A 22,201-nucleotide genomic window follows, 5' to 3' on the forward strand; every position below is an offset into this window, starting at 1 on the left:
GCGGCAGCTGTTAACGCGATTGCCCTGACGGGTTCAGCACCCGGCGGAGCGGCCGCACCCCAGCGGGGCGCGACCTGGGCCGGACAAAGGCCACAGCCACCTCTCACACCAATCAAGAACGCCCTCGACTTGAATCATGAAGCTTTCGCCGCGGGGACGAGCGGGCAGATTGGATTGCCATCAAGGCCAGCCACGCTTCTCCCGGCGACGTTGCACGGAGGAGGGGATGTTCATTGCCTCCCGGTATTTCATGACGGTGCGGCGAGCGAGGTCGATGCCGTTTTCCCTCAGCCGCACAGCAATCTCCTCATCGGAAAGCACGGCATCTTCTGCAGCGATCATCGCCTTGATCTGATGGCGAACGGCTTCGGCGGAGTGGGCGTCGCCGCCTTCGCAAGAGCCGATCGCCACGGTGAAAAAATACTTCAGTTCGAACACGCCACGCGGTGTGGAGATGTACTTGTTCGACGTCACCCGGCTGACAGTCGACTCATGCATGTTGATAGCATCAGCGACGGTTCTGAGATTGAGGGGCCGCAGATGCGTCACGCCATGTCTCAAAAAGGCGTCCTGCTGGTGCACAATCTCGGCGGCCACCTTGATGATTGTCTTGGCGCGCTGGTCGAGGCTGCGGACAAGCCAATTCGCGTTCTCCATGCATTCGTTCAGGAATGCCTGATCCTTTGGGTTTTGTGCGGTGAGCCGCGAGACTTCGACGAAATAGCTTTCGTTGATTAGCACCTTGGGGAGCGTGTTAGGGTCAAGTTCGACATTCCATCCACCTTCGCGCGACGGCTGCACCCAGACCTCAGGTTGTATTGATTCCGGTCCTCCTGATTGAAATCGGTGGCCAGGCTTGGGATCGAGCGCACGCAGTTCGTGCAGCATGTCTAGAAGGTCCTCTTCATCGACCCCGCAAAGCTGCTGCAATGCCTTGAACTCACGGTCAGCAACCATCTGGAGATTGGCCACCAAAACTGCCATCGCTGGGTCGAATCGGTCTTGCTGACGCAACTGTAGTTCAAGGCACTCGCGGACAGTTCGCCCAAATAGCCCCGGTGGGTCAAAAAGCTGCAAGGCTGCCAGAACCCTTTCCACGACAGACAGGGGAACATTCAGGATTCCGGCCAGCTCCAAAAGGTCCACCGGAAGATACCCGGTGTCGTCCAGATGATTGGCAAGCGCGCCGGCAATCATCCGCTCCTGTGGGTTGAACGCGGTGAGGGCGATCTGGCGAGCGACATGTTCGTGCAGTGTTTCGGGATTGGCGACAAACCTCTCCGGGTTAACGTCTTCCCCTGGCCCAGCGGCGGGTGTGTCGCGCGTTGACTTCTCTTCCCTGAGTCGCTCAGAAGGCTCGGCTCCGTTTTCGCGTTCGCCCCTGGGCGGATCCTCGCCCAAAACCGACGAGAAATCATCATCAGCCTCACTGTCGTTTGTAGTCAGCTCCAAAAGGGGGTTCTTCTCGACTTCCTGCTCTACGAACTGGCGCAGTTCCGTATGCGCCAACTGCAGTAAGCGAATCGACTCGATGAGTTGAGGTGTCAGAACCAGAGATTGCTTCTGGCTCAGAAGCAGGCTTGCTGAGGACTTCATGATTATCTGGCCCTATCCTGCGCGGAACACGCCATTGGTGCCCCTCAGGGTTTCAAGAATTTTCTGCGGGGACGAGACGCCATAGGGGTCGGTTTCGCAGTTGTCGCAGAAACCTTCTTCCACGAACCACTGCTGCACCACGCCATCGTTGATGAGCGCGGCGTAACGCCAGGAGCGCATGCCGAAACCGACATTGTCCTTGGCCACCAGCATACCCATCTTGCGCGTGAACTCGCCCGATCCGTCCGGGATGAGCTGAACCTTCCGCAGCCCCAAGGCCTTGCCCCAAGCATTCATGACGTAGGCATCGTTGACCGAGACGCAGTAGATCGCCTCAATCCCCTCTTTCTCGAACTCGTCATAGAGCTCCTCAAAATCCGGCACTTGGTAGGTCGAGCAAGTCGGCGTGAAGGCACCAGGCAGCGAAAACAGGATGACGCGCTTGCCCTTGAAATAGTCGTCGGAGGTTTTGTCATCCCAGCGGAACGGATTTGGCCCACCAATAGATTCGTCGCGAATACGCATGCGAAAAGTCGCGAAGGGAATCTTCTTGTTCACGGTCATCAAGTATTGCTCCTGTAGAAGGGAAACTGGCGCAGTGCTTCTCTGTGGGCCGGACGCAACATCACACTGCCGGCACGGATCAGGCGTTTTGCGGGGCCTGATCCTTGCCGTCTTGACGGCAACGGTCAGGCTTTCGCTCTTCGGCACCCGGCGACGTCGACCTGGGTGGCTTGCGTTCTCTGGCACGCCTTCTACGGCCATGCCGATGGAAGGGATATCGACGAAGAATTGCTCGTCCTCGAGAAAAGCGCGCGAGGGCGCTCACATCAGGATGGCGGTCGAGGGCAAGACAGCGATGTTCATCGCTGTCGACGATGTTTCGACCAGCATCCTCGCCGTGCTCGAGACGGATAATCCCGCCGGCTCCCGAACGGCCGCAGACGTCCGCCAATATCTGAACGCACCGGACATGCGTTGCCTCACCGTCAGCAACGGTGGTGGTGGCCAGCGTAGCCGCCAAAGGTGCTCGCATATGGGGGTGCCCAGCACTCAAGCCACATCGACATTGCCCGTCGCTCTTCAAGGCTCATCTCCTCGGTCCGTGAAGCGTTCACTCATCTCCACGCATGGATCGTGCCAAAGGAAAAATCGCTTCTAAAACAACGTGACGGGGGTCCAAGATGCTGTGTCGCATGTCGGACATCTGACATGCGAAGGCCCTCGCGTGGCTCGCGCAATTCCGCTTCCGCTGTGGAGTAACTTGTCCAAGTTTCCCGGGATGGCTGAACGGACGTCCCAGTGTCGGGTTTGTCGAATCGACGACGCTCGTGTCGTCCGCGTTCTTGCTGCGCTCCCACTAAATCCCTTCTAGGGCCCTCGTTGTGCCGTTGGCGGCGCAGTTGGCACGGCGTTTGAATCTGCTTGCCAGAGCGGCTGGACGCCGCCGGTAGGCTTTCATGTCGCGAGCCACATCGCGGTCGAGGCAACGAAGCAGGGAAGCAAGAATGTCAGGTCAGTCCCACGAGGGCATTATTTGGAAAACGGGCGTCACCCGCCGAGCTCGAAGGCCCTATCGCCCTGATCGGCTTCCACACGCAAAGTCGTCCGGCGCCGGCCAATGGCCTTCGATCGATCCGGCGGTCAGGTTCGACGAGCACGTCCTTGCCTGTGTCCTCTCCAGAGCGCTCGAGGAGATTGATGCCGGCGAAGCGACCGCGACACAGGCAACCGGCCTTTCGCGTGCCGATCTGCGTGATGTCCTGACGGACCGTTTCCCGCATGTTCCTATCAGTTCCTTCGCCCTGGAAGAGGCGACCGACCTCGAGCCTGAGATGGAGGAACACCTCCTGCGCGACCTGCTGCTGGGACAGGCCCGGCCGGGAGACCCGGCCAGCGCCCGGTTTGCCAAAATCATCGCTCGGCGCGCCATGCGCGATGACCACCTCTGGGAGGATCTTGGCCTTTTCAATCGGGCCGAACTCAGCCGCTTGCTCGCTACACATTTTCCGACACTGGCAGCCGGCAACACCAACAACATGAAATGGAAGAAGTACCTGTACCGCATGCTGTGCCAGGCTGAAGGCTTCTCAATATGCACCGCGCCCAGTTGCCGCCAATGCAGCGATTTCGAAAGCTGTTTTGGCTCCGAGGAAGACGAAAGCTGCCTTGCACGGATCAGGAACGACATCGGCCTGAATTAAAGGCTGCATCCGTTAGAAGTGCGAGGCCGCGCGCCTCCCCCCGGCAGTGTTGCTGGAAGGAGGCAAGTTCATTGCTTCGCACTTTTTGTCACGGTGCGCTCGAGCCCTCCATACGGCCCCCAAGGAGGCGTCAGATGAAGAAAAATGAAGTTGCGAGCAGTCCGGTCCCGGACCATGTCCCGCCCGAACTGGTAAGGGACTTCAGCCTGTTCACGTCGCCTGGGATGCCCCCCACGGTCAACGGGGATCCTCACGCAGCTGTCGCCTGCGTCCATGCCGGGCCTCCGATCTTTTACGCCCCCCACAACACGCGCGACGGCCGGGGTACCTGGGTCATCACGCGCGCCAGAGACCAGCGCAGAGTGCTGCAGGATACCGAAACCTTTTCCAGCCACCGGAGCATCTTCGCCTCCGCGCTCGGCGAAACCTGGCCGATGATCCCACTCGAACTCGACCCACCGGCGCATGGTGTTTTTCGTTCACTCCTCAACCCACTGTTTTCACCCCAGCGCGTAACAGCGCTCGAACCAGCTGTCCGGGAGCGGGCGATCGCACTCATCGACAGGATCGCCGCCTCGGGCACAAGCTGCGATGTCATGAAAGATTTCGCCTTCCCTTTCGCGGTCAACATCTTTCTTCGCTTCCTCGGGCTATCGGACCACCGACTCGACATATTTGTCGACTGGGGGAAGGATCTCCTCCACGGCGAGCCTGTCAAAAGGTCGGCGGCGGCCCAGAAGATTGTCTCTTTCATCGACGATCTTGCAGCCCTGCGGCGCAAGGTACCCGTCGGTGATTTCATGACCTTCGTCGTGCAGGCTAAGGTCGAGGGCCGCCCGCTGACCGACAAGGAAGTCCGCGGCATCGGCGTGCTCGTGTTTGTCGCGGGTCTCGACACGGTCGCAGCAGCGATAGGTTTTGATTTGTCCTATCTTGCGCGCAATCCGAAAGACCAGGAATGGCTGCGGAGCAAACCTGAACGCATCGGGCTGGCAGCCGAAGAATTGCTGCGCGCCTTTTCGACCGTGCAGATGCTGCGCGTGGCAACCAAAGACATCGACTTCGAAGGCGCGCCCATCCGCAAGGGGGACTACATTTCCTGCGCCACGATGATTGCCAATCGCGACCCGGCGGAATTCGCATGCCCCGACACGGTCGATCTGGCGCGAGAGGAGAATTCCCACTCCGCCTTTGCCAATGGTCCCCATCGCTGCCTTGGCTCACACCTCGCACGGCGCGAGATTGTCATTGGCCTGGAGGAGTGGCTGGCGCGCATCCCGGCGTTCCGGATCAAGGAAGGCACGGCGCCCATCACCCACGGCGGCCATGTGTTCGGGATCGAAAATCTGATCCTGGACTGGTGCTGACCAGACCGTCCTCGATCCGCGGGAAAGAACTATGGAGCTAGGGCCATGCGCATCATCGTCGACAAGGCCAAATGCCAAGGGCACGCGCGATGCTGGGCACATGCACCGAACGTCTTCACCCTTGATGACGAGGGCTACATCCTCCCCGGTGACATCAAGGTGGCAGCGGGAGACGAACTGCTGGCCGCACGAGGCGCCCGATCCTGCCCCGAACGTGCACTGGAAATCGATGGCACGGCCGGTCCTTGACCGGTGTCCGTCTTTGTCTCGGGCGTGTCGCGGCCTGGCTGCATCGAGCCGCATCAAACGCGCAAAAAGCCGGGCGGGGGGCGATCGAGCGCCGGACAATCGGTGTTGCGGCACCTGAAGGCGCGAAAACGCCTCTTGCAATCTTAGAATTTGGAACAAGCAATGGACCATGCAAAAGTTATCGAACTGCTCGACCGGGAGGCCATCCGTGACTGCCTCTATCGGTACTGCCGCGGAATAGACCGGGCCGACGAGGCGGCACTGCGCAGCGCTTACTGGCCAGATGCGCACGACAATCATGGTGCCTATTGCGGCCCGGCCGAGGGGTTCATCCAGGTTGCGCTGGATATCTTCAAGACCAGACCGCGCTACGTCCATCAGGTCACGAACATCCTGATTGATTTCATCAGCCCGGCTGAGGCCGCAGTCGAGAGCTATTTCACCGCTTTGCAACGCGGACCCGACAAGGCCGGCGAAATACGTCAGGAGCTCCTCTGCGGCCGCTATTGCGATCTGTTTCAGAAGCGGGAAGGGGCGTGGCGGATCGCCGGACGGACGGTGGTCTACGACTGGCAGGAGGAGCAGATCCCGCCGGCCGGCTTTGAGCCAGAGCGGTTCGGGCCCCGGCAGCCGGTCGGAGCACCGCATCCAGTCGACCCGGTCTACGCGCTCGCCACGCGCGGCGGCGGGGGCGAAAGATTATGAGCGTGCTGCACTGTCCCAGCCCCTCTTGCGGCGAAAGGCTGTCCCCTCGCCACCATGCTGCGGAGATAATTCCTGACCCAGAGCGGACCTGGTCCACTTGGGAGGGAATTGAACCCCCATCAGAACGCGCTGCTGTTTCGAAACCGGACCTTCCGCCACTTGGCGTCAGGGCGCTACTGGCAGAGCAGGTCATGAACCGCCTGGCAAGACGCATCGTGATCATAACCGGCGCTGCAGGCGGGATCGGCCGTGCCCTGGCCGATACGTTTGCCGCGGATAGAGACGTCGTCGTTGCTGTAGACCTTCCCGGCAGTGGGGTGCTTGAACTGGCCCGCGGTCTCGGCCGCCCGCACCTCGGCCTCGAGTACGATGTCTCGAAAAAAGACGACATTCTTGCGCTTTACCACCGGGTCGAAGCACAGTTCGCGCGGATCGACGTACTCGTCAACAACGCGGGTATCGGGCCCACCGTGAACCCAACTGTCGAGACCAGTATCGAGTCCTTCCGACGCACCCTGGCGGTAAACCTGGTCGGTCCCTTTGCTATGGCCCGCCAAGCAGCTAGGCGGATGCAACCTGGCGCTGCCATCGTCAACGTCGCCTCGATATCGGGCACAGTCAGCAATCCCAAGCGCAGTGCCTACGCTGCGTCGAAAGCGGGCCTGATCTCCTTCACGAAATCTTTGGCGTGCGAGTGGGCTTCGCGCGGCATTCGCGTGACGGCGGTGGCACCGGGCTATGTGCGCACTTCGATGACCGCGGCACTTGAACGTGACGGCAAAGCGGACCTGTCGGCGGTGCGCCGCCGCGTGCCCATGGGGCGCATGGGGCGCCCCGACGAGATCGCCCGGGTGATACGATTTCTGGCCAGCCCACAAGCCAGTTACGTGACCGGTTCGGTGCTGACGGTTGATGGTGGTTGGACGTCCTTCAACCAGCCGGGCGATGCACATCCGCCGGTCGATGGGACTCCAGGAGCCGAACTGTCCCGTCCAGCCGAGCAGAGCGGCGGGCGAATCGTGCTTGTCACGGGCGGGGCAAAGGGCATAGGCGCGGCCATTGTCCGCCGCTTTGCCGCGAACGGCGACACCGTCGTGATTGCCGACAGAGACCGCACTGCCGCGACAGAACTCGCTCGATCGCTCGGCAGAACGCATGTGGCGTACCCCCTGGACGTTGCGGTCGAGAGCGAGGTGGTGGCGCTGTTCGATCAATTGAGGGGGCGCTTCGGCCGCTTGGAGGTCCTCGTCAACAGTGCTGTTGCCGGTGATCAACAAATGTCGGCCCAGACCCAAGACGTTCTTGATGTCACTCTCACCGGTGCCTTCACTTGCGCCCGTGAAGCGATCAAGATGATGGGCCCCGGAGGCATGATCCTTAACATCGGACCGATCAACACCTTTCTGCCCTTGGCACCGCGCCAGGCCTATGGTGCATCCAAGGCGGGGTTGGAAATCCTGACCCGGTGCATGGCGGCCGAAGTCGGGCCGGGCGGCATTCGGACAGCCACCATCGCTCCTGGCTACATCCGCACGCCTGGCAGCAGCCTCGACCCGAAAGCGATCAGCCGGCGCATCCCGATGGGCAGGATGGGAGAGCCGGAAGAGGTCGCGGACGCAGTGCTGTTCCTCGCTTCGCCAGACGCTTCATACATCAACGGCTCAATCCTGTACGTGGACGGCGGCTTGACCTCGTTCGGTGCTGCATGATTCGCCAGCGAACGCGATCAGGAGACAACCGAGGACGTGGGATGATTGGCCACGCAGCTGGCGGGCTGCGGCTGGTGCACCAAGCCCCGCGGAAGGCGGGTCCGCATTAGGGCCAACCTTCCGGGCGCGGCTGCGATCGCCGAACCGCAAGCGGCTTACCGCAATCGGTGGATCGAGCCATCACCGAGACAGGATCGACACCGCGGCCAACGCCCCGACTCAAGCCCCCGATCACCCATCTCTGTGAACAAGGAACCGTCATGGAATTCGCGACATTTATCCTGGCCGCTCAACGCGGCTATCACCAATCGTCCGGCAGTGTAATCCGCAACGCCATCGAACAGGCGGTGGCATCGGAGCAGGCCCAATTCAAAACCGCCTGGTTCGCCGAACACCACTTCAACAACTACAGCCTGGTTCCGTCGCCGTTGATGATGGTGGCGCACTGCGCCGGCGTGACGAAGACCATTCGGCTTGGCACCGGCGTCTGTGTTCTCCCGCTCTATCAGCCACAGCGCCTGCTCTCTGAGATCGGCTTCGCCGACGTTGTTTCGAACGGCCGCCTCGAGCTTGGAGTCGGCTCGGGCTACCAGCAGTTCGAGTTCGAGCGTTTCGGCGTCGATGTCGATGAGGCGCCGGCTGTATTCTCTGAATATCTGGATATACTTCTCAAGGGTCTCAGCAGGAAGATCTTCGAGCACAATGGCCGATATGAGAAGATACCGCCGACGGCGATCTCGGTACGCACCCTTCAGAAGCCGACCCCGCCGATCTGGATCGCCGCCGGGTCCGAGCGCAGCATGAGCCGGGCGTATCGTGAGGGACACAATCTTTTTGTCACAGCATTCCACAACGGCTTGGAGACTTTGAGCATGTTGCGCGAAGGCATCGAGAACGCGGCCGCGTCCGAGGCTAAGAACGTCGCGCACGCTAGGATATCGCTGCTGCGATGCTGCTATGCCAGCGACAACGCCGCGGAAATCAACAGCTATCTTGACAATGCCCGGTTCCAGCGCCGGCTATCTGAAGCACTGCATCAGCGCCGCCAGCAGAGCCAGGACGGCTACCTGCTGCAGGAAATACCGACGCAGCAGGATCTGTCCTTCGAGACTATGCGCGAGAACTTGCCGATCGGCAGCGTGAATCGGGTAATCGACCGCCTACTGGAAGAGATAGATATCCTGAAACCGGACCAGATCGCCATTCAGACCCAATTGGGAGATTTCGACCATAACACGATGCTGCGCCAGCTCGATCTCTGGGGGGAAAAGATCATCCCGGCGGTCGACAAATCGCTTCGTCACACCGTGGTTTCAAAGTCGCAACCGCCTGACTCGAATTAGACTGCGTTGGCGTAGCGCTGCTCGCCATGGGAGACCGTCCACGGACGCCGCGATGCGCCAGCATAGCAAGCTGCGGTTTGGTCGGGACATCGTGTTCGAACGGCATCGCTCTTGTCCGACAAAACGCGCCCGCTTTCACCGACATTTGGAGCGGGAAACCAGCTTCAACCTTCGGTGATGGCGCCCGTTCGTCAGGCTGCCGTCAGCAATGACCCTCTATTGAGGCCGTGGTGATCCGCCTGCCACTCAAAGCTGGCAGGGTGACTTTGATCCCGAATTGACTAGGAGACAGAACATGAAGAGATCCTTCCTGCTGCCTGCCACCGCGATTGGCTTACTCGCTCTGTTCATGACAGCGAAATCGTTTGCGTTGGAACTCAACGACCACTCAGCTCCGGCGCCCATGCCACCTGCGGGATCCAGGCCATGCACGGCACCAAGCGGCGACGGCCAAGATCACGCCCCCGATCCGACCGGTGATCTTGGGATCGGCGAAAGACTCCTCTGCTTCCTACGGCTAGGGACGTGCACCGATCCTCGGTTCTGAGGCTTAGCTCTCTGCCTAAAAATGAGACCGTGCCGTTAGCATCTGCTCCGGTTCACCTGGTCCTGATGGCTGCTGCCTCAGGATGTCGTCAGCCGCGGTGCGTAGGTTCGTCAAATCGACCCACCCACGCCCTGCGGGTCAAGGCCGGCGGGGTGCCTCGGCACAATCTGCCGTCCCAAATTGATCAACGGAGACAGAAATGAAGAGCACCGTTTTGGTGGCAGCGGCAATAATTGGTTTGCTGGCTCTGCTTGTGATAGCAAGATCATTTGTGTCGGTGGCCGATGCGTCGACTCCGGTAGGGATCACGGGTATGGCCCGGCATCCGTCAGCACCTCGCCGATCCGCCTGGTTGGCCGCTCCGTCAGCATGTCGTCAGCCGCGGTCCGTAGGATCCTCACATCGACCCGCCGGCCACCTGCGGCAGGGCAGGGGGCGACTCGATCTGCCGTCCCCAATTCGATGAACGGAGACAGAAATGAGGCGGATCATTCGGGTGGCGATAGCGCTTGGATTGCTGGTCTTGTTTGTGGCAGCGAGAGCATTCGTGTCCCCAGTCGATCACTCGGCGCCGGCAACGGCCACGGCACCGAGCGCCGATCAGAACCATAACGCCACAACCGAAGCAGATGATCGTGCCGTCAAGGACAACTACGATTACATCTGCCTATCGCGATGGTTTTTCTGAGCTCATATCGCAGAGCGAAATCGTCTGCGTCGGAAGCCACGCCCCGCTTCGGTGCCGGGCAGCAGGCGATGACAGCTTTGGATGCCAGGCCTGTGCAGGCTATGATCCTGCTAGTGGATGCCGACGACGCCGACCAGTTTAGACACGGACCACTGGCGGCTTTTTGGTAGAGGCGCTCGTCTCACAAAGACCTTTGTAAACGGCGGCATGCACGTGGCCAAGGCCAAGGGTGTGTTCGATTGCGGAGCTGTGCCTGTCTCACCGGCGACATCAACCAATCGACACCTGTGGAGGCTTTGTCGGATCCGCGACATGGGTCTTTGATCAATATGAGTCGTCTTCAAGGAGGATAAACCTCTGGAATTACAACCATAATTTTCCGCTTCAGGTCGGGCCACGCAGGTTGGCACGAGTTTTGATCCCGTTCTTGGGAGCGGCATGATCTGCCGGTCTTTCGCGTATTGGCCCCAATGGATGGAACGAAGGAAGGAAAGCTACATGTCGCGTTTGCGTCAGATCGCATTCTACGGAAAGGGGGGCATCGGGAAATCTACCACCTCCCAAAACACGCTCGCTGCCCTGGTCGACCTCGGGCAGAGGATTCTCATCGTAGGCTGCGATCCTAAGGCCGACTCGACCCGTCTCATCCTTAACGCGAAGGCGCAAGACACCGTGCTCCACCTCGCCGCACAGGAAGGGTCCGTCGAAGATCTCGAACTCCAAGACGTGCTGAAGATCGGTTACAAGGACATCAAGTGTGTCGAATCCGGCGGACCCGAACCGGGCGTCGGTTGCGCAGGACGAGGCGTCATCACTTCCATCAATTTTCTTGAGGAGAACGGCGCCTACGAAGACGTGGACTACGTCTCGTACGACGTGCTTGGTGACGTTGTTTGCGGCGGCTTCGCAATGCCTATCCGCGAGAATAAGGCACAGGAAATTTACATCGTCATGTCCGGTGAGATGATGGCGCTCTACGCTGCCAACAACATCGCCAAGGGTATTTTGAAATATGCCCATTCGGGCGGCGTGCGTCTAGGCGGGCTGATCTGCAACGAGCGCCAGACGGACCGCGAACTCGATCTGGCTGAGGCTCTCTCGAAAAAGCTGAATTCCAAGCTCATCCACTTCGTGCCGCGCGACAACATCGTCCAGCACGCGGAACTCCGCAAAATGACGGTGATCCAATATGCGCCAGACTCCAAGCAGGCTGGGGAATACCGCGCGCTTGCCGAGAAGATCCACGCCAATGGCGGTCAAGGCACCGTGCCGACTCCCATCACCATGGAAGAGCTGGAAGACATGCTGCTCGATTTCGGCATCATGAAGACGGAGGAGCAGATGCTTGCCGAGCTTGCGGCAAAGGAAGCCCCCGCGCCTGCGGCCGCTCAATAGTCCCGCCCAGGGCGCCGGACATCCCGGCGCCTCCACCGAACGGCGTCTACCAGGCGCCAGACGAAGAACCTCAAAAAGGGCAGCTTTATGAGCCTTGACTCCCAAACTGACGGCGCCTTGCACACCAAGCTTATTGAGGACGTGCTATCGCGATATCCAGACAAGACGGCAAAGCGGCGCAAGAAACACTTGGGCGTCGCTACGCGCATACAAGAGATTGCCGGAGAAGCCGAGCCTCTCTCTGAATGCGACGTCAAATCCAACATCAAGTCCATTCCCGGTGTGATGACGATCCGGGGCTGTGCCTATGCCGGTTCCAAAGGCGTCGTGTGGGGGCCGGTGAAGGACATGGTCCACATCTCGCATGGTCCCGTGGGGTGTGGGCAATATTCCTGGTCGCAGCGCCGCAACTACTATGTCGGCACCACCAGCATCGACAGCTTCGTGACGATGCAGTTCACCTCAGACTTTCAGGAAAAGGATATCGTCTTCGGCGGCGATAAGAAGCTGGAAAAGATCATCGACGAGATCGAAGAGCTTTTCCCGCTGAACAAGGGCATTAGCATCCAGTCGGAATGCCCGATCGGGTTGATCGGAGACGACATCGAGGCCGTCTCGCGCAAGAAGGCCAAGCAGCACGAAAAGACCATCGTGCCGGTGCGCTGCGAGGGATTCCGCGGGGTCTCGCAGTCGCTCGGCCATCACATTGCCAATGACGCAATCCGCGACTGGGTCTTTGAGAAGAAGGACGTTGAGTTCGAGCCAGGTCCTTACGATGTCAACGTCATCGGCGACTACAATATTGGCGGTGATGCCTGGGCCTCGCGTATCCTGCTCGAGGAGATGGGCCTGCGCGTGGTCGGGAACTGGTCGGGTGACGCTACGCTCGCCGAAATCGAGCGCGCGCCGAAAGCCAAGCTCAACCTCATCCATTGCTATCGATCGATGAACTATATCTGCCGACACATGGAAGAAAAATATGGCATCCCCTGGATCGAGTACAATTTCTTCGGACCCTCCCAGATCGAATCCTCGATGCGCACCATCGCCAAGCATTTCGGGCCGGGGATCCAACAGAAAACCGAGTACGTGATTGCCAAATACCGACCGCTAGTGGATGCGGTTATCGACAAGTATTGGCCGCGCCTGGAGGGCAGGACGGTCATGCTCTACGTCGGTGGCCTGCGCCCTCGGCACGTGATCTCCGCCTACGAAGACCTTGGCATGGAGATCGTCGGCACAGGCTACGAATTCGGGCACAACGACGACTATCAGCGCACCGGTCACTACGTGCAAGAGGGCACGCTGATCTATGACGATGTGACCGGTTACGAACTGGAGAAGTTCATCGAGGGGATCCGGCCCGATCTCGTCGGCTCCGGCATCAAGGAAAAGTACCCGGTCCAGAAGATGGGAATTCCATTCCGCCAAATGCACTCCTGGGACTATTCCGGTCCCTATCATGGGTATGACGGCTTCGCCATCTTCGCCCGCGACATGGACTTGGCCATCAACAACCCGGTCTGGGACCTCTACGACGCGCCCTGGAAGAACAAACCCGCGGCTGCGGCCATCGCAGCCGAATAAAACCTTGCTTCCCATCGCCTGCTCGGCCTCGAGCACCTGCGGTCCTTGATCCGCAGGAGACCCGAAAATCATGACGTCCCTGTGCCGCCGGATGGCGCCGCCAGATCAAAGAGGTACTCCATGCCGCAGTCGGCCGAAAAAGTTCTCGATCACGCTCCTCTGTTCCGGGAGACGGAATACCGAAAGATGCTGGCCGCAAAGAAGCTGAATTTCGAATGTCCGCATCCGGACCAGATCGTCACCGACCAAAGCGAATTCACCAAAACCTGGGAATATCGGGACAAAAACCTCGCTCGCGAAGCGCTGGTCGTGAATCCGGCCAAGGCCTGCCAGCCACTTGGCGCGGTGTTCGCCGCCGCGGGCTTCGAACGCACCATGTCGTTCGTCCACGGCAGCCAGGGATGCGTGGCCTACTACCGTTCGCACCTGTCACGCCACTTCAAGGAGCCAGCGTCGGCGGTCTCGTCCTCCATGACCGAAGACGCAGCGGTGTTTGGCGGCCTGAAGAACATGATCGACGGGCTCGCCAACACCTACAAGCTCTACGAGCCGAAGATGATCGCCGTCTCTACCACCTGCATGGCAGAGGTGATCGGCGACGATCTACATTCGTTCATCGAAAACGCCAGGCAGGAAGGCTCAGTCCCGCGGGACTTCGAAGTGCCTTACGCACACACCCCAGCCTTCGTCGGCAGCCATATCGACGGCTATGATGTCATGGTCAAAGGTGTATTGGAAAACTTCTGGAAGGGGAAGCAACGCTCCGAAGTCGCCAACACCGTAAACATCATCCCCGGCTTCGACGGCTTCTGCGTCGGCAACAATCGCGAGCTTAAGCGTCTGCTGGATTTGATGGGTGTGTCCTACACCTTCATCCAGGACGCCTCCGACCAGTATGACACGCCATCGGACGGCGAATTTCGCATGTACGACGGCGGCACCAAGATCGAGGACGTGAAAGCGGCTCTCAACGCCGAGGCAACCCTGTCGTTGCAACACTACAACACCCGCAAGACGCTGGAATATTGCCAGGAGGTCGGGCAGACAACGGCCTCCTTCCATTATCCCATCGGTGTCGAGGCCACCGACGAGCTCCTGATGAGGGTGTCGGAAATATCCGGCAAGGAAATCCCGGAGGCGATCCGCCTCGAACGTGGCCGCTTGGTTGATGCGATGGCCGACAGCCAGTCATGGCTGCACGGGAAGAAATACGCCATCTATGGTGACCCCGACTTCGTCCACGCTATGGCCCGCTTTGTCATGGAGACAGGCGGCGAGCCGACCCACTGCTTGGCTACCAACGGCACCAGTGCCTGGGAAGCTGAGATGAAGAAGCTGCTCGCAGCCTCCTCCTTTGGCAAGGACGCCCAGGTCTGGGCGGGTAAGGATCTATGGGCGATGCGCTCTCTGCTCTTTACAGAACCGGTGGACCTGCTGATCGGCAATTCTTACGGCAAGTATCTGGAACGTGACACGGGCACGCCGCTGATCCGACTGATGTTCCCCATCTTCGACCGTCATCATCACCACCGTTTCCCGCTCATAGGCTATCAGGGTGGGTTGCGCGTGCTCACCACGATCCTCGACAAGATCTTCGACAAGCTCGACCGAGAGACGATCGAGACGGGCGTGACCGACTATTCCTTCGACTTGACCCGCTAAAGCAGCGGCCACGCATTAGGGTGGCCGCTATTCCGGACGGACTTTGGAGACCGACGCAAATGTTCTTGCCCAATGCCAAACTGCGGGATGTCTTCAACGAGCCCGCTTGCGAGAAGAACCAGGGCAAGGATGCCAGAACGCGCAAAGTGGGCTGTTCCAAGCCGCTGACGCCAGGGGCTGCAGCCGGAGGCTGCGCTTTCGACGGTGCCAAGATTGCGTTGCAGCCCATCACCGACGTCGCGCATGTGATCCACGCGCCGCTCGCCTGCGAGGGCAACTCCTGGGACAATCGGGGCGCGATATCATCCGGGTCGGCCCTGTGGCGCACAAGCTTCACGACCGATCTCACCGAACTCGACATCGTGATGGGGCAGGGCGAGCGCAAGCTTTTCAAGACGATTCGCGAAATCAGCCAAGCTTATGCGCCAGCGGCGATCTTCGTCTATTCCACCTGCGTGACCGCGCTGATCGGCGATGACATCGAGGCCGTCTGCAAACACGCGGCGGCAAAGTTCGGCTTGCCGGTGGTGCCGATCAATGCGCCGGGCTTCGTCGGCTCTAAAAATCTCGGCAACAAACTCGCTGGCGAGGCTTTGCTTGACCACGTCATCGGTACCGCAGAGCCCGATGATGCAGGCCCTTGCGATATCAACATCATCGGCGAGTTCAATCTCTCTGGAGAGTTCTGGCAGGTAAAGCCACTCCTTCATCGACTCGGCATCCGCGTGCGCGCCTGCATTCCGGGCGATGCACGCTACCTCGATATTGCCTGTGCGCACCGCGCCCGGGCAGCGATGATCGTATGCTCGACCGCTCTCATCAGTCTCGCCCGCAAGATGGAGGAGCGTTGGGACATCCCGTTCTTCGAGGGTTCCTTCTACGGCATCGCCGCCACCTCGCAAGCACTGCGCAACATCGCTGATCTGCTCGTCAGAAAGGGGGCCGATCCGGCGCTCATCGACCGCACCGAGGCGCTGATTGCACAGGAGGAGGCGCTTGCTTGGAAGAAGCTCGCCGCCTACCGCCCCAGGCTCGAAGGCAAGCGCGTGCTGCTCAACACCGGCGGTGTCAAGTCCTGGTCGCTCGTCGATGCGCTCATGGAGATCGGCATCGAGATCGTCGGAACCTCGGTCAAGAAATCGACCGTTGAAGACAAGGAGCGCATCAGACAGACGCTAAAGGAAGAGAACCAGATCTTCGAGTCCGTGGCCCCGCGCGAGCTTTACGCCATGCTCTCACAGGGCCATGCCGACATGATGCTGTCGGGCGGGCGCACCCAATTCGTCGCGCTCAAGGCAAAGACACCCTGGCTCGACATCAACCAGGAGCGTCACAACCCGTATGCGGGCTACGACGGCATGGTTGAGCTCATACGCCAGATCGACCTCGCCATTCACAACCCGATCTGGTCCCAGGTGCGCGAGCCGGCACCGTGGGATAGCTGTCCTGCTGTTGAGGATGAGCTCACGAGCACAACCAGCGCCAGCACGACGAGCCGCGCTCCTGAGAAATTTGCTCACACCACGGCGAAGGCCGTCGGCCAGGGTTGAGGATGGCCAGCATTCTTCCCCCGACCAAATCGGCCGCGGTCAATCCGCTAAAGTCGTCACAGCCGCTGGGTGCTGCGTTCGCCTTTCTCGGAGTCGATGGCGCGGTTCCGCTGTTCCACGGCAGCCAAGGCTGCACCAGCTTCGCTTTGGTGCTCTTCGTGCGGCATTTCAAGGAAGCGGTCCCCCTCCAAACAACGGCGATGGACGAATTGGCGACAATCCTCGGCGGCGCCGAGCATCTCGAAGAGGCGATCCTTAACCTCAAGACCCGCACCCAGCCAAAGCTGATCGGGGTCTGCACCACGGCGCTGATAGAAACGCGTGGCGAAGATTTCGAAGGCCACATTGCCACCATCAAGCGCGAGCGCGCGCAAGAGCTCGCGGGTACGCAGATCATTCTGGCCAACACGCCGGATTTCGACGGCGCCATCGAAGAGGGCTGGGCCAAGGCCGTCACCGCGATGATCGAAGGCCTCACACGGCCCGGCGAGCAGGTGCGGAAGTCCAAGAAGATCGCGATCCTGCCCGGCTGGAACCTCACCGTGGCCGACATCGAGCACTTGCGCGAGATGGTGGAAAGCTTCGGCCTCGAACCGGTGATCCTGCCGGACGTCTCCGGCTCGCTCGATGGTACGGTGCCGGATCGCTGGATCCCCACCACCTATGGCGGCACCAGCGTCGAGGACATTCGCCAGCTTGGCACAGCGGCGTACTGCATTGCCATTGGCGAGCACATGCGCTGCTCGGCGGACGCGCTGCGGCGGCTGACGGGAGTGCCTTACATACTGTTTCACTCCCTTACTGGATTGGAGGCCGTCGATCGGCTTGTCTCGCTTCTGTCGTGGATTTCGGGCGCGGCGGTGCCGGCCAAGATACGCCGTCGCCGGGCTCAATTGCAGGATGCCCTGCTCGACGGACATTTCCATTTCGGCGGCAAGAAAATTGCGATCGCTGCCGAACCAGACCAGCTCTACCAACTGACGACCTTTTTCGCTGGTATGGGCGCCGAAATCGCGGCGGCGGTGAGTACGGGCGATAGGTCAAAGATTCTCGAGAAAATTCCCGCGCAATCGGTCCAGGTCGGCGATCTCGGGGATCTGGAAACCCTTGCTGCAGGCACTGACCTTCTTGTCACCCATTCCCACGGGCGCCAGGCTGCAGAGCGCCTCGGCATTCCGCTCATGCGCGTTGGCTTCCCCATATTCGATCGCCTCGGCAGCCAGCACAAGCCCACAATCCTCTATCAGGGGACGCGCGACCTGATCTTCGAGGTCGCCAACATCTTCCAGGCTAACCAGCATGCGCCGAGCCCTGAGACCCTTGATCCATTCCGAAACCGAGAAATCACAGATGACCTCGCTTCGTCGCCTCTCGCTCGTCACTGACGAGGCCCACGCATCGCCGCCCGAAAGGCAAGCCGGGGCACTGCGCGTGGCGATCGCCACGCAAGACCTGAAGGAGCTTAACGCCCATTTCGGATCGGCAAAACGCTTTGCCGTCTACGACGTGACGCGCGCCGAGTGGAATTTCGTCGAAGCAGTGGCGTTCGATGACGTTTCCGACGAAAGAGGAACGCATCGAACCGAGGGCGATGACCGCATCGGCCCAAAAGTGCTGGCGTTGAAAGGCTGCCATCTCTTGTTTTGTCTGGCGATCGGCGGGCCCGCCGCAGCCAGGCTCGTTGCAGCAAAAATCCATCCGATCAAAGTGCAGCACCCCGAACCGATCGCTAGCGTCCTGTCGCGAACCCAGGAGATGCTCAGGAAGGCTCCTCCGCCGTGGCTGCGCAAGGTGTTGGCGGACGCGGGCGTACCCCGAAAGAAACCGCCTTTCAAGGATCATGAAGATTGAAACGAGGAGATGCGCAATGACTGATGCGGAGGTCATCCCTGCTGTCAAAGAGGACGAGGCGGCGCTTGCCACGCCTTTCGTCAAGTGCCTCGTGCGGCTGGTTCGCGCACAGGACTCTTACGGCTCATGGGAAGGCAAACCGGACGCGGAGCTGCTGGCCGATTTCATTGTCAGCAAGGAAAAGCGTCGTGAAATCCCAATCATCGACGATCCGGATCCAGACGTGCTGTGGAGACTCGACATTTACTACGCCGCTGTCGGGCTTGCGATCGAGGAGCGCTCCTGCCTGATGGCATCGCCCATGATGAAAATTAGCCACGAGGGCTTTGGGCGCGTGATTCTCACCGCGGGGCGATTGGTGGTTTTGTCGAGGACGCTGCGCGACGTCCACCGGTTCGGCTTCGAGACGTTTCGGAAGCTTGCTGAGGCCGGTACGAAACTGGTCGATGATGCAATCTCGGCTATCGAAATCTATCCCGACGCGGCCCGGGCGTGATGCAACGCTCAGACCCTTGCCGGAACTGGGACGAGTGTGCTGCAGGTCGCTCATCTGTGCCAACCCAAGCGAGACCACAAACTGGCCGGCTACGCTCCCGATGAGCAGGGCGGCAGACATGAACCAATACGGTGCCACCGCCCATTGTCCCACCTGCTGGGCAGGTGCGGCTTCGAACGGGCGCACGTACAGGACTTGGAAAGAAGCATTCAATTGACTTTTAAAACCGTGCTGTGTGTGACGGAAGTTGAGCACTCCGATCAGGACGTCAGAACCGCCGCCGACTTGTGTGTCGAGGTTGGCGCACGTCTGTCCGTCCTGATCATCAAATTTGCTAGGCGTCGCCCGATCCGCCCAGGCGTCTGGCCTGAGCACACAGCAGACGTGGTCAGACTGGAAAGACGAATTCGCGAAATCGATACCATTTCACAGGATAACGCAAGACTGGAAAAACGGCCCAAGGAAATCAAGACACTGCTGGAAGCCAACGGGGCTCCCTGTGAGGTGGACACCGACTATTGCGACCAGGCCTGTGTCGGTGACGTGGTGCGGCAGCGGACGCTCTACGCAGACTTGACAGTCATCGGACCCTCACTCCTCAACGATGACGAGCTCGGACCACTTGCTATTGACGCCAGTCTGGTGAAATCGGGAAAGCCGGTGCTTGTGGTTCCGTACGGCGCCAAGGCCTCTCTGAGGCCGCGGCGCATGCTGATCGGCTGGGATTCGCGAGCGGAGACGTGGCGTGTGGTTCGGGCAGCGCTGCATCTGCTATCCGGTGCAGAGGAAGTTCGTGTCGCACTCGTCGATCAGGAGGCAACCGGGAACGGCAACGACGCCGGGCAGCGAATGTACATTGCGACCTACCTCGCCCGACACAATATACGGGCAGCTATCGACTGGCTGCCGAGCGCCGGCCAGTCGCTGACCACAACCCTCACGCAGCATGCGATCGACACGTCCGCCGACATGGTCGTTATGGGCGCTTGTGGCCAGAGGCCGCTGCGTGCGCGGATCTTCGGCGGTGTGACCAGATGGATAGCTGAGCAGCCGCCATTGCCGCTGTTTGTGGCGCGCTGAAGATCGAGGGTGTTCCCGTACGAAGTAGTTAAGCCTCGCCGAAACGGTTCGGCTGGAGGCCAGCCGAAGAGTCACCGCCAGCGAGCGCCCAGTGCAACCGGTTCGGAGAGGAAATATGTCGGACCTTGAGGATCTCCAAATGAAAATCCGCAGGCTTCAGTCGCGCGCGGGAACCGCGAAGATGGACTTGCACGATCTTGCCGAGGACCTCCCGGTCGGCTGGCGCAAGATAAAGGCCGTCGCCGAGAAAACGTTCGACGTTTTTGCCGAGTGGGACGCTGCAAAGACAGAACTCGCTGCCCTGGAGAAGTCAAGATGACCAGCCCGTTCGTTACCCGCGACGGCTCCAGATGGATGCCCGACTATCTGACCGCTATCGACGGCGCGACGTGCATCGGCTGCGGCCGCTGCTTCAAGGTCTGCTCTCGCGAAGTCATGCACCTTTACGGCGTCGATGACGCGGGTGAAATCCTCGGCATTTGTGACGACGAGGACGACTTCGAAGGCGAGCTCAATCGCATGATCATGGTCGTCGATCATGCCGGCCGCTGCATCGGCTGCGGAGCCTGCGCCCGCGTCTGTCCGAAGAACTGCCAGACCCATGTTGCGGCCGAACCCCCGCAGCATGACTGACGAGGCAGGAGGCGTCAGTGCCCCTCAGGATGTTTTGTCACATCATGGCGTTGGTCCTGCCCACCAACGCTCTCATGGTATACCTCGTCTCGCATTCCCTCGGAGCGGTAATGGTCAAGACTCTGGGTTGTGCGCTGGTTCTCCAGGCAGGCTATTTCGCAAGTGTGCTCTTTCTCATCTGGCGGTCTGGCCGTCTTGCGAGCGCTGCACAAAGGACTAAGCAATGCGATGGCGACCGGGACGTTCGGCGCCAGTCGCCAACCTGCCGTGGGGACGAGGGATGAAACCTCGGACGTCGCAGCACCGCGTGCGCCTCACCTCGTTTCACCGGCCAATGAGATGAAATCAACGACGGGTTCTCTTTCGATGTCGAGGGGCGCAACTGACCCGAAAACGAATTTGGAAGGACTTGTGGATAGCTCAATCATGCACCGCCGGAGAAAACATGCTGGAAAAATTCGAACGCCACCCGCTCACCTTTGGCCCAACCCCGATCGAGAAGCTCGACCGACTCGGCCAACATCTGGGGGGAAAGGTGGACATCTACGCCAAACGCGAGGACTGCAACTCAGGTCTCGCATTTGGCGGAAACAAGCTCCGCAAGCTCGAATACATCATCCCTGACGCGATCGCGTCAAATGCCGACACGCTTGTCTCTATCGGCGGTGTCCAGTCCAACCACACACGCATGGTCGCTGCGGTCGCCGCCAAGATCGGCATGAAATGTCTCCTGGTTCAGGAGAGCTGGGCGCCGCATGAGGATGTCGTCTACGACCGAGTCGGCAATATTCTCTTGAGCCGCATCATGGGAGCAGAGGTGCGGCTGGTCGACCAGGGCTTTGACATCGGTATCCGCCGCAGTTGGGAAGAGGCACTCGATGAAGTCAAGGCAAGGGGCGGCAGACCCTATGCGATACCGGCCGGGGGCTCCGTTCACAAATATGGCGGCCTTGGCTACGTCAGGTTCGCGGATGAGGTGCGCGCCCAAGAGAAGCAGCTCGGGTTTGCCTTCGACTATATCGTCGCATGCACGGTCACCGGCTCGACACAAGCCGGCATGATCGTCGGCTTTGCTCAAGACGGCCGACAGCACAACGTGCTCGGCATCGATGCCTCCGCAACCCCCGAGCAGACAAGCGCGCAGGTGCTAGCAATTGCCAATGATACGGCGAAGCTCGTTGAGCTTGGCACGGAATTCACCGAGGATGACGTGGTGCTGCTCAAGGAGTACGCATACCCGCATTATGGCATCCCGTCGGAGGAAACAAAGCAAGCCATCCGTCTGAGTGCCCGCCTCGAGGGTATGATTACCGATCCCGTCTACGAGGGCAAATCGATGCAAGGGATGATTGACCTCGTCCAGAAAGGCTTCTTTCCAGAGGGTTCGAATGTCCTCTACGTTCATCTGGGCGGGGCTCCGGCAATCAACGGGTACGGCCATACGTTTCGCAACGGCTGAGATTTGCACTCATTACCCGCAATCCGGCTCGTATGCTTGGCGATAGGTGAATTCCAATTCCCGTTTGGGCAAGAGCGCTC

The 22,201-nt window shown here is 60.1% G+C and carries 21 protein-coding genes; 19 read left to right on the forward strand and 2 right to left on the reverse strand.

The window, feature by feature from the left end:
• Window positions 1–180 precede the first annotated feature (180 nt).
• Together rpoN and O7A60_RS25325 are read right to left on the reverse strand one after the other, a co-directional pair.
• Window positions 181–1,596 (reverse strand): RNA polymerase factor sigma-54, encoded by a 1,416-nt coding sequence (rpoN, locus tag O7A60_RS25320; RefSeq protein ID WP_337108498.1) that lies wholly within the window; start codon window positions 1,594–1,596, stop codon window positions 181–183.
• A 12-nt stretch (window positions 1,597–1,608) separates the two neighbouring features.
• Window positions 1,609–2,160 (reverse strand): peroxiredoxin, encoded by a 552-nt coding sequence (locus O7A60_RS25325; RefSeq protein ID WP_337108499.1) that lies wholly within the window; start codon window positions 2,158–2,160, stop codon window positions 1,609–1,611.
• Between the two features lie 944 nt (window positions 2,161–3,104).
• On the opposite strand from O7A60_RS25325, the gene O7A60_RS25330 reads away from it, so the two are divergent.
• The 19 genes from O7A60_RS25330 to O7A60_RS25420 all read left to right on the forward strand — a co-directional run bounded on the left by O7A60_RS25330 (window position 3,105) and on the right by O7A60_RS25420 (window position 22,121).
• Window positions 3,105–3,800 (forward strand): nitrogen fixation protein NifQ, encoded by a 696-nt coding sequence (locus O7A60_RS25330; RefSeq protein WP_337108500.1) that lies wholly within the window; start codon window positions 3,105–3,107, stop codon window positions 3,798–3,800.
• A gap of 134 nt (window positions 3,801–3,934) precedes the next feature.
• Complete coding sequence (locus tag O7A60_RS25335) at window positions 3,935–5,167, forward strand: cytochrome P450 (protein ID WP_337108501.1); 1,233 nt, start codon at window positions 3,935–3,937, stop codon at window positions 5,165–5,167.
• A 45-nt stretch (window positions 5,168–5,212) separates the two neighbouring features.
• Window positions 5,213–5,416, forward strand: coding sequence for a ferredoxin (locus tag O7A60_RS25340; RefSeq protein ID WP_337108502.1), 204 nt, complete (start codon window positions 5,213–5,215; stop codon window positions 5,414–5,416).
• A gap of 162 nt (window positions 5,417–5,578) precedes the next feature.
• Window positions 5,579–6,121 (forward strand): nuclear transport factor 2 family protein, encoded by a 543-nt coding sequence (locus O7A60_RS25345; RefSeq protein ID WP_027144883.1) that lies wholly within the window; start codon window positions 5,579–5,581, stop codon window positions 6,119–6,121.
• A 191-nt stretch (window positions 6,122–6,312) separates the two neighbouring features.
• Window positions 6,313–7,830, forward strand: coding sequence for an SDR family oxidoreductase (locus O7A60_RS25350; protein WP_337108505.1), 1,518 nt, complete (start codon window positions 6,313–6,315; stop codon window positions 7,828–7,830).
• Window positions 7,831–8,090: 260 nt separating this feature from the next.
• Window positions 8,091–9,173, forward strand: a complete 1,083-nt coding sequence (locus tag O7A60_RS25355) for an LLM class flavin-dependent oxidoreductase (protein ID WP_337108506.1) — start codon at window positions 8,091–8,093, stop codon at window positions 9,171–9,173.
• Between the two features lie 1,025 nt (window positions 9,174–10,198).
• Complete coding sequence (locus O7A60_RS25360) at window positions 10,199–10,408, forward strand: hypothetical protein (RefSeq protein WP_337108507.1); 210 nt, start codon at window positions 10,199–10,201, stop codon at window positions 10,406–10,408.
• 498 nt (window positions 10,409–10,906) lie between these two features.
• A complete protein-coding gene (nifH, locus tag O7A60_RS25365) occupies window positions 10,907–11,803 on the forward strand; it encodes a nitrogenase iron protein (protein WP_027144886.1) in 897 nt (298 codons plus the stop codon).
• Window positions 11,804–11,890: 87 nt separating this feature from the next.
• Window positions 11,891–13,390: a nitrogenase molybdenum-iron protein alpha chain gene (gene nifD, locus O7A60_RS25370; RefSeq protein ID WP_027144887.1), complete on the forward strand. Its 1,500-nt coding sequence runs from the start codon at window positions 11,891–11,893 to the stop codon at window positions 13,388–13,390.
• A 120-nt stretch (window positions 13,391–13,510) separates the two neighbouring features.
• Complete coding sequence (nifK, locus tag O7A60_RS25375; RefSeq protein WP_337108508.1) at window positions 13,511–15,052, forward strand: nitrogenase molybdenum-iron protein subunit beta; 1,542 nt, start codon at window positions 13,511–13,513, stop codon at window positions 15,050–15,052.
• A gap of 59 nt (window positions 15,053–15,111) precedes the next feature.
• On the forward strand, window positions 15,112–16,602 hold the full coding sequence (gene nifE, locus O7A60_RS25380) for a nitrogenase iron-molybdenum cofactor biosynthesis protein NifE (protein WP_337108509.1): 1,491 nt from the start codon (window positions 15,112–15,114) through the stop codon (window positions 16,600–16,602).
• Between the two features lie 2 nt (window positions 16,603–16,604).
• The gene (gene nifN / locus O7A60_RS25385; protein WP_337108510.1) at window positions 16,605–17,987 is read left to right on the forward strand and encodes a nitrogenase iron-molybdenum cofactor biosynthesis protein NifN; all 1,383 of its coding nucleotides are present in this window, start codon (window positions 16,605–16,607) and stop codon (window positions 17,985–17,987) included.
• Entirely contained in the window at window positions 17,953–18,453 is a 501-nt protein-coding gene (nifX, locus tag O7A60_RS25390; protein WP_337108525.1) for a nitrogen fixation protein NifX, read from the forward strand. Before nifN ends, nifX begins: the two co-directional genes overlap by 35 nt.
• Window positions 18,454–18,469: 16 nt before the next feature.
• Complete coding sequence (locus tag O7A60_RS25395; RefSeq protein ID WP_337108511.1) at window positions 18,470–18,949, forward strand: NifX-associated nitrogen fixation protein; 480 nt, start codon at window positions 18,470–18,472, stop codon at window positions 18,947–18,949.
• Between the two features lie 213 nt (window positions 18,950–19,162).
• The gene (locus O7A60_RS25400) at window positions 19,163–20,029 is read left to right on the forward strand and encodes a universal stress protein (protein WP_337108512.1); all 867 of its coding nucleotides are present in this window, start codon (window positions 19,163–19,165) and stop codon (window positions 20,027–20,029) included.
• Between the two features lie 115 nt (window positions 20,030–20,144).
• Window positions 20,145–20,348: a CCE_0567 family metalloprotein gene (locus O7A60_RS25405; RefSeq protein ID WP_337108513.1), complete on the forward strand. Its 204-nt coding sequence runs from the start codon at window positions 20,145–20,147 to the stop codon at window positions 20,346–20,348.
• Window positions 20,345–20,662 carry a ferredoxin III, nif-specific gene (gene fdxB / locus O7A60_RS25410; protein ID WP_337108514.1) on the forward strand — a complete coding sequence of 106 codons (318 nt, stop codon included), beginning with the start codon at window positions 20,345–20,347 and terminating at the stop codon, window positions 20,660–20,662. Before O7A60_RS25405 ends, fdxB begins: the two co-directional genes overlap by 4 nt.
• 74 nt (window positions 20,663–20,736) lie before the next feature.
• The gene (locus tag O7A60_RS25415; RefSeq protein WP_337108526.1) at window positions 20,737–20,946 is read left to right on the forward strand and encodes an exopolysaccharide production repressor protein; all 210 of its coding nucleotides are present in this window, start codon (window positions 20,737–20,739) and stop codon (window positions 20,944–20,946) included.
• 161 nt (window positions 20,947–21,107) lie between these two features.
• The gene (locus O7A60_RS25420; RefSeq protein ID WP_337108515.1) at window positions 21,108–22,121 is read left to right on the forward strand and encodes a 1-aminocyclopropane-1-carboxylate deaminase; all 1,014 of its coding nucleotides are present in this window, start codon (window positions 21,108–21,110) and stop codon (window positions 22,119–22,121) included.
• Window positions 22,122–22,201 lie beyond the last annotated feature (80 nt).

Origin of the sequence: Mesorhizobium salmacidum (SeqCode), from assembly GCF_037179605.1 — a bacterium.
In the GTDB taxonomy this organism is placed as follows: Bacteria; Pseudomonadota; Alphaproteobacteria; order Rhizobiales; family Rhizobiaceae; genus Mesorhizobium; species Mesorhizobium salmacidum.

Coding starts and splice junctions, on each gene's coding strand:
- rpoN (WP_337108498.1), bottom strand. CDS start 1,596: ATGAAGTCCTCAGCAAGCCTGCTTCTGAGCCAGAAGCAATCTCTGGTT.
- O7A60_RS25325 (WP_337108499.1), bottom strand. CDS start 2,160: ATGACCGTGAACAAGAAGATTCCCTTCGCGACTTTTCGCATGCGTATT.
- O7A60_RS25330 (WP_337108500.1), top strand. CDS start 3,105: ATGTCAGGTCAGTCCCACGAGGGCATTATTTGGAAAACGGGCGTCACC.
- O7A60_RS25335 (WP_337108501.1), top strand. CDS start 3,935: ATGAAGAAAAATGAAGTTGCGAGCAGTCCGGTCCCGGACCATGTCCCG.
- O7A60_RS25340 (WP_337108502.1), top strand. CDS start 5,213: ATGCGCATCATCGTCGACAAGGCCAAATGCCAAGGGCACGCGCGATGC.
- O7A60_RS25345 (WP_027144883.1), top strand. CDS start 5,579: ATGGACCATGCAAAAGTTATCGAACTGCTCGACCGGGAGGCCATCCGT.
- O7A60_RS25350 (WP_337108505.1), top strand. CDS start 6,313: ATGAACCGCCTGGCAAGACGCATCGTGATCATAACCGGCGCTGCAGGC.
- O7A60_RS25355 (WP_337108506.1), top strand. CDS start 8,091: ATGGAATTCGCGACATTTATCCTGGCCGCTCAACGCGGCTATCACCAA.
- O7A60_RS25360 (WP_337108507.1), top strand. CDS start 10,199: ATGAGGCGGATCATTCGGGTGGCGATAGCGCTTGGATTGCTGGTCTTG.
- nifH (WP_027144886.1), top strand. CDS start 10,907: ATGTCGCGTTTGCGTCAGATCGCATTCTACGGAAAGGGGGGCATCGGG.
- nifD (WP_027144887.1), top strand. CDS start 11,891: ATGAGCCTTGACTCCCAAACTGACGGCGCCTTGCACACCAAGCTTATT.
- nifK (WP_337108508.1), top strand. CDS start 13,511: ATGCCGCAGTCGGCCGAAAAAGTTCTCGATCACGCTCCTCTGTTCCGG.
- nifE (WP_337108509.1), top strand. CDS start 15,112: ATGTTCTTGCCCAATGCCAAACTGCGGGATGTCTTCAACGAGCCCGCT.
- nifN (WP_337108510.1), top strand. CDS start 16,605: ATGGCCAGCATTCTTCCCCCGACCAAATCGGCCGCGGTCAATCCGCTA.
- nifX (WP_337108525.1), top strand. CDS start 17,953: ATGACCTCGCTTCGTCGCCTCTCGCTCGTCACTGACGAGGCCCACGCA.
- O7A60_RS25395 (WP_337108511.1), top strand. CDS start 18,470: ATGACTGATGCGGAGGTCATCCCTGCTGTCAAAGAGGACGAGGCGGCG.
- O7A60_RS25405 (WP_337108513.1), top strand. CDS start 20,145: ATGTCGGACCTTGAGGATCTCCAAATGAAAATCCGCAGGCTTCAGTCG.
- fdxB (WP_337108514.1), top strand. CDS start 20,345: ATGACCAGCCCGTTCGTTACCCGCGACGGCTCCAGATGGATGCCCGAC.
- O7A60_RS25415 (WP_337108526.1), top strand. CDS start 20,737: ATGGTATACCTCGTCTCGCATTCCCTCGGAGCGGTAATGGTCAAGACT.
- O7A60_RS25420 (WP_337108515.1), top strand. CDS start 21,108: ATGCTGGAAAAATTCGAACGCCACCCGCTCACCTTTGGCCCAACCCCG.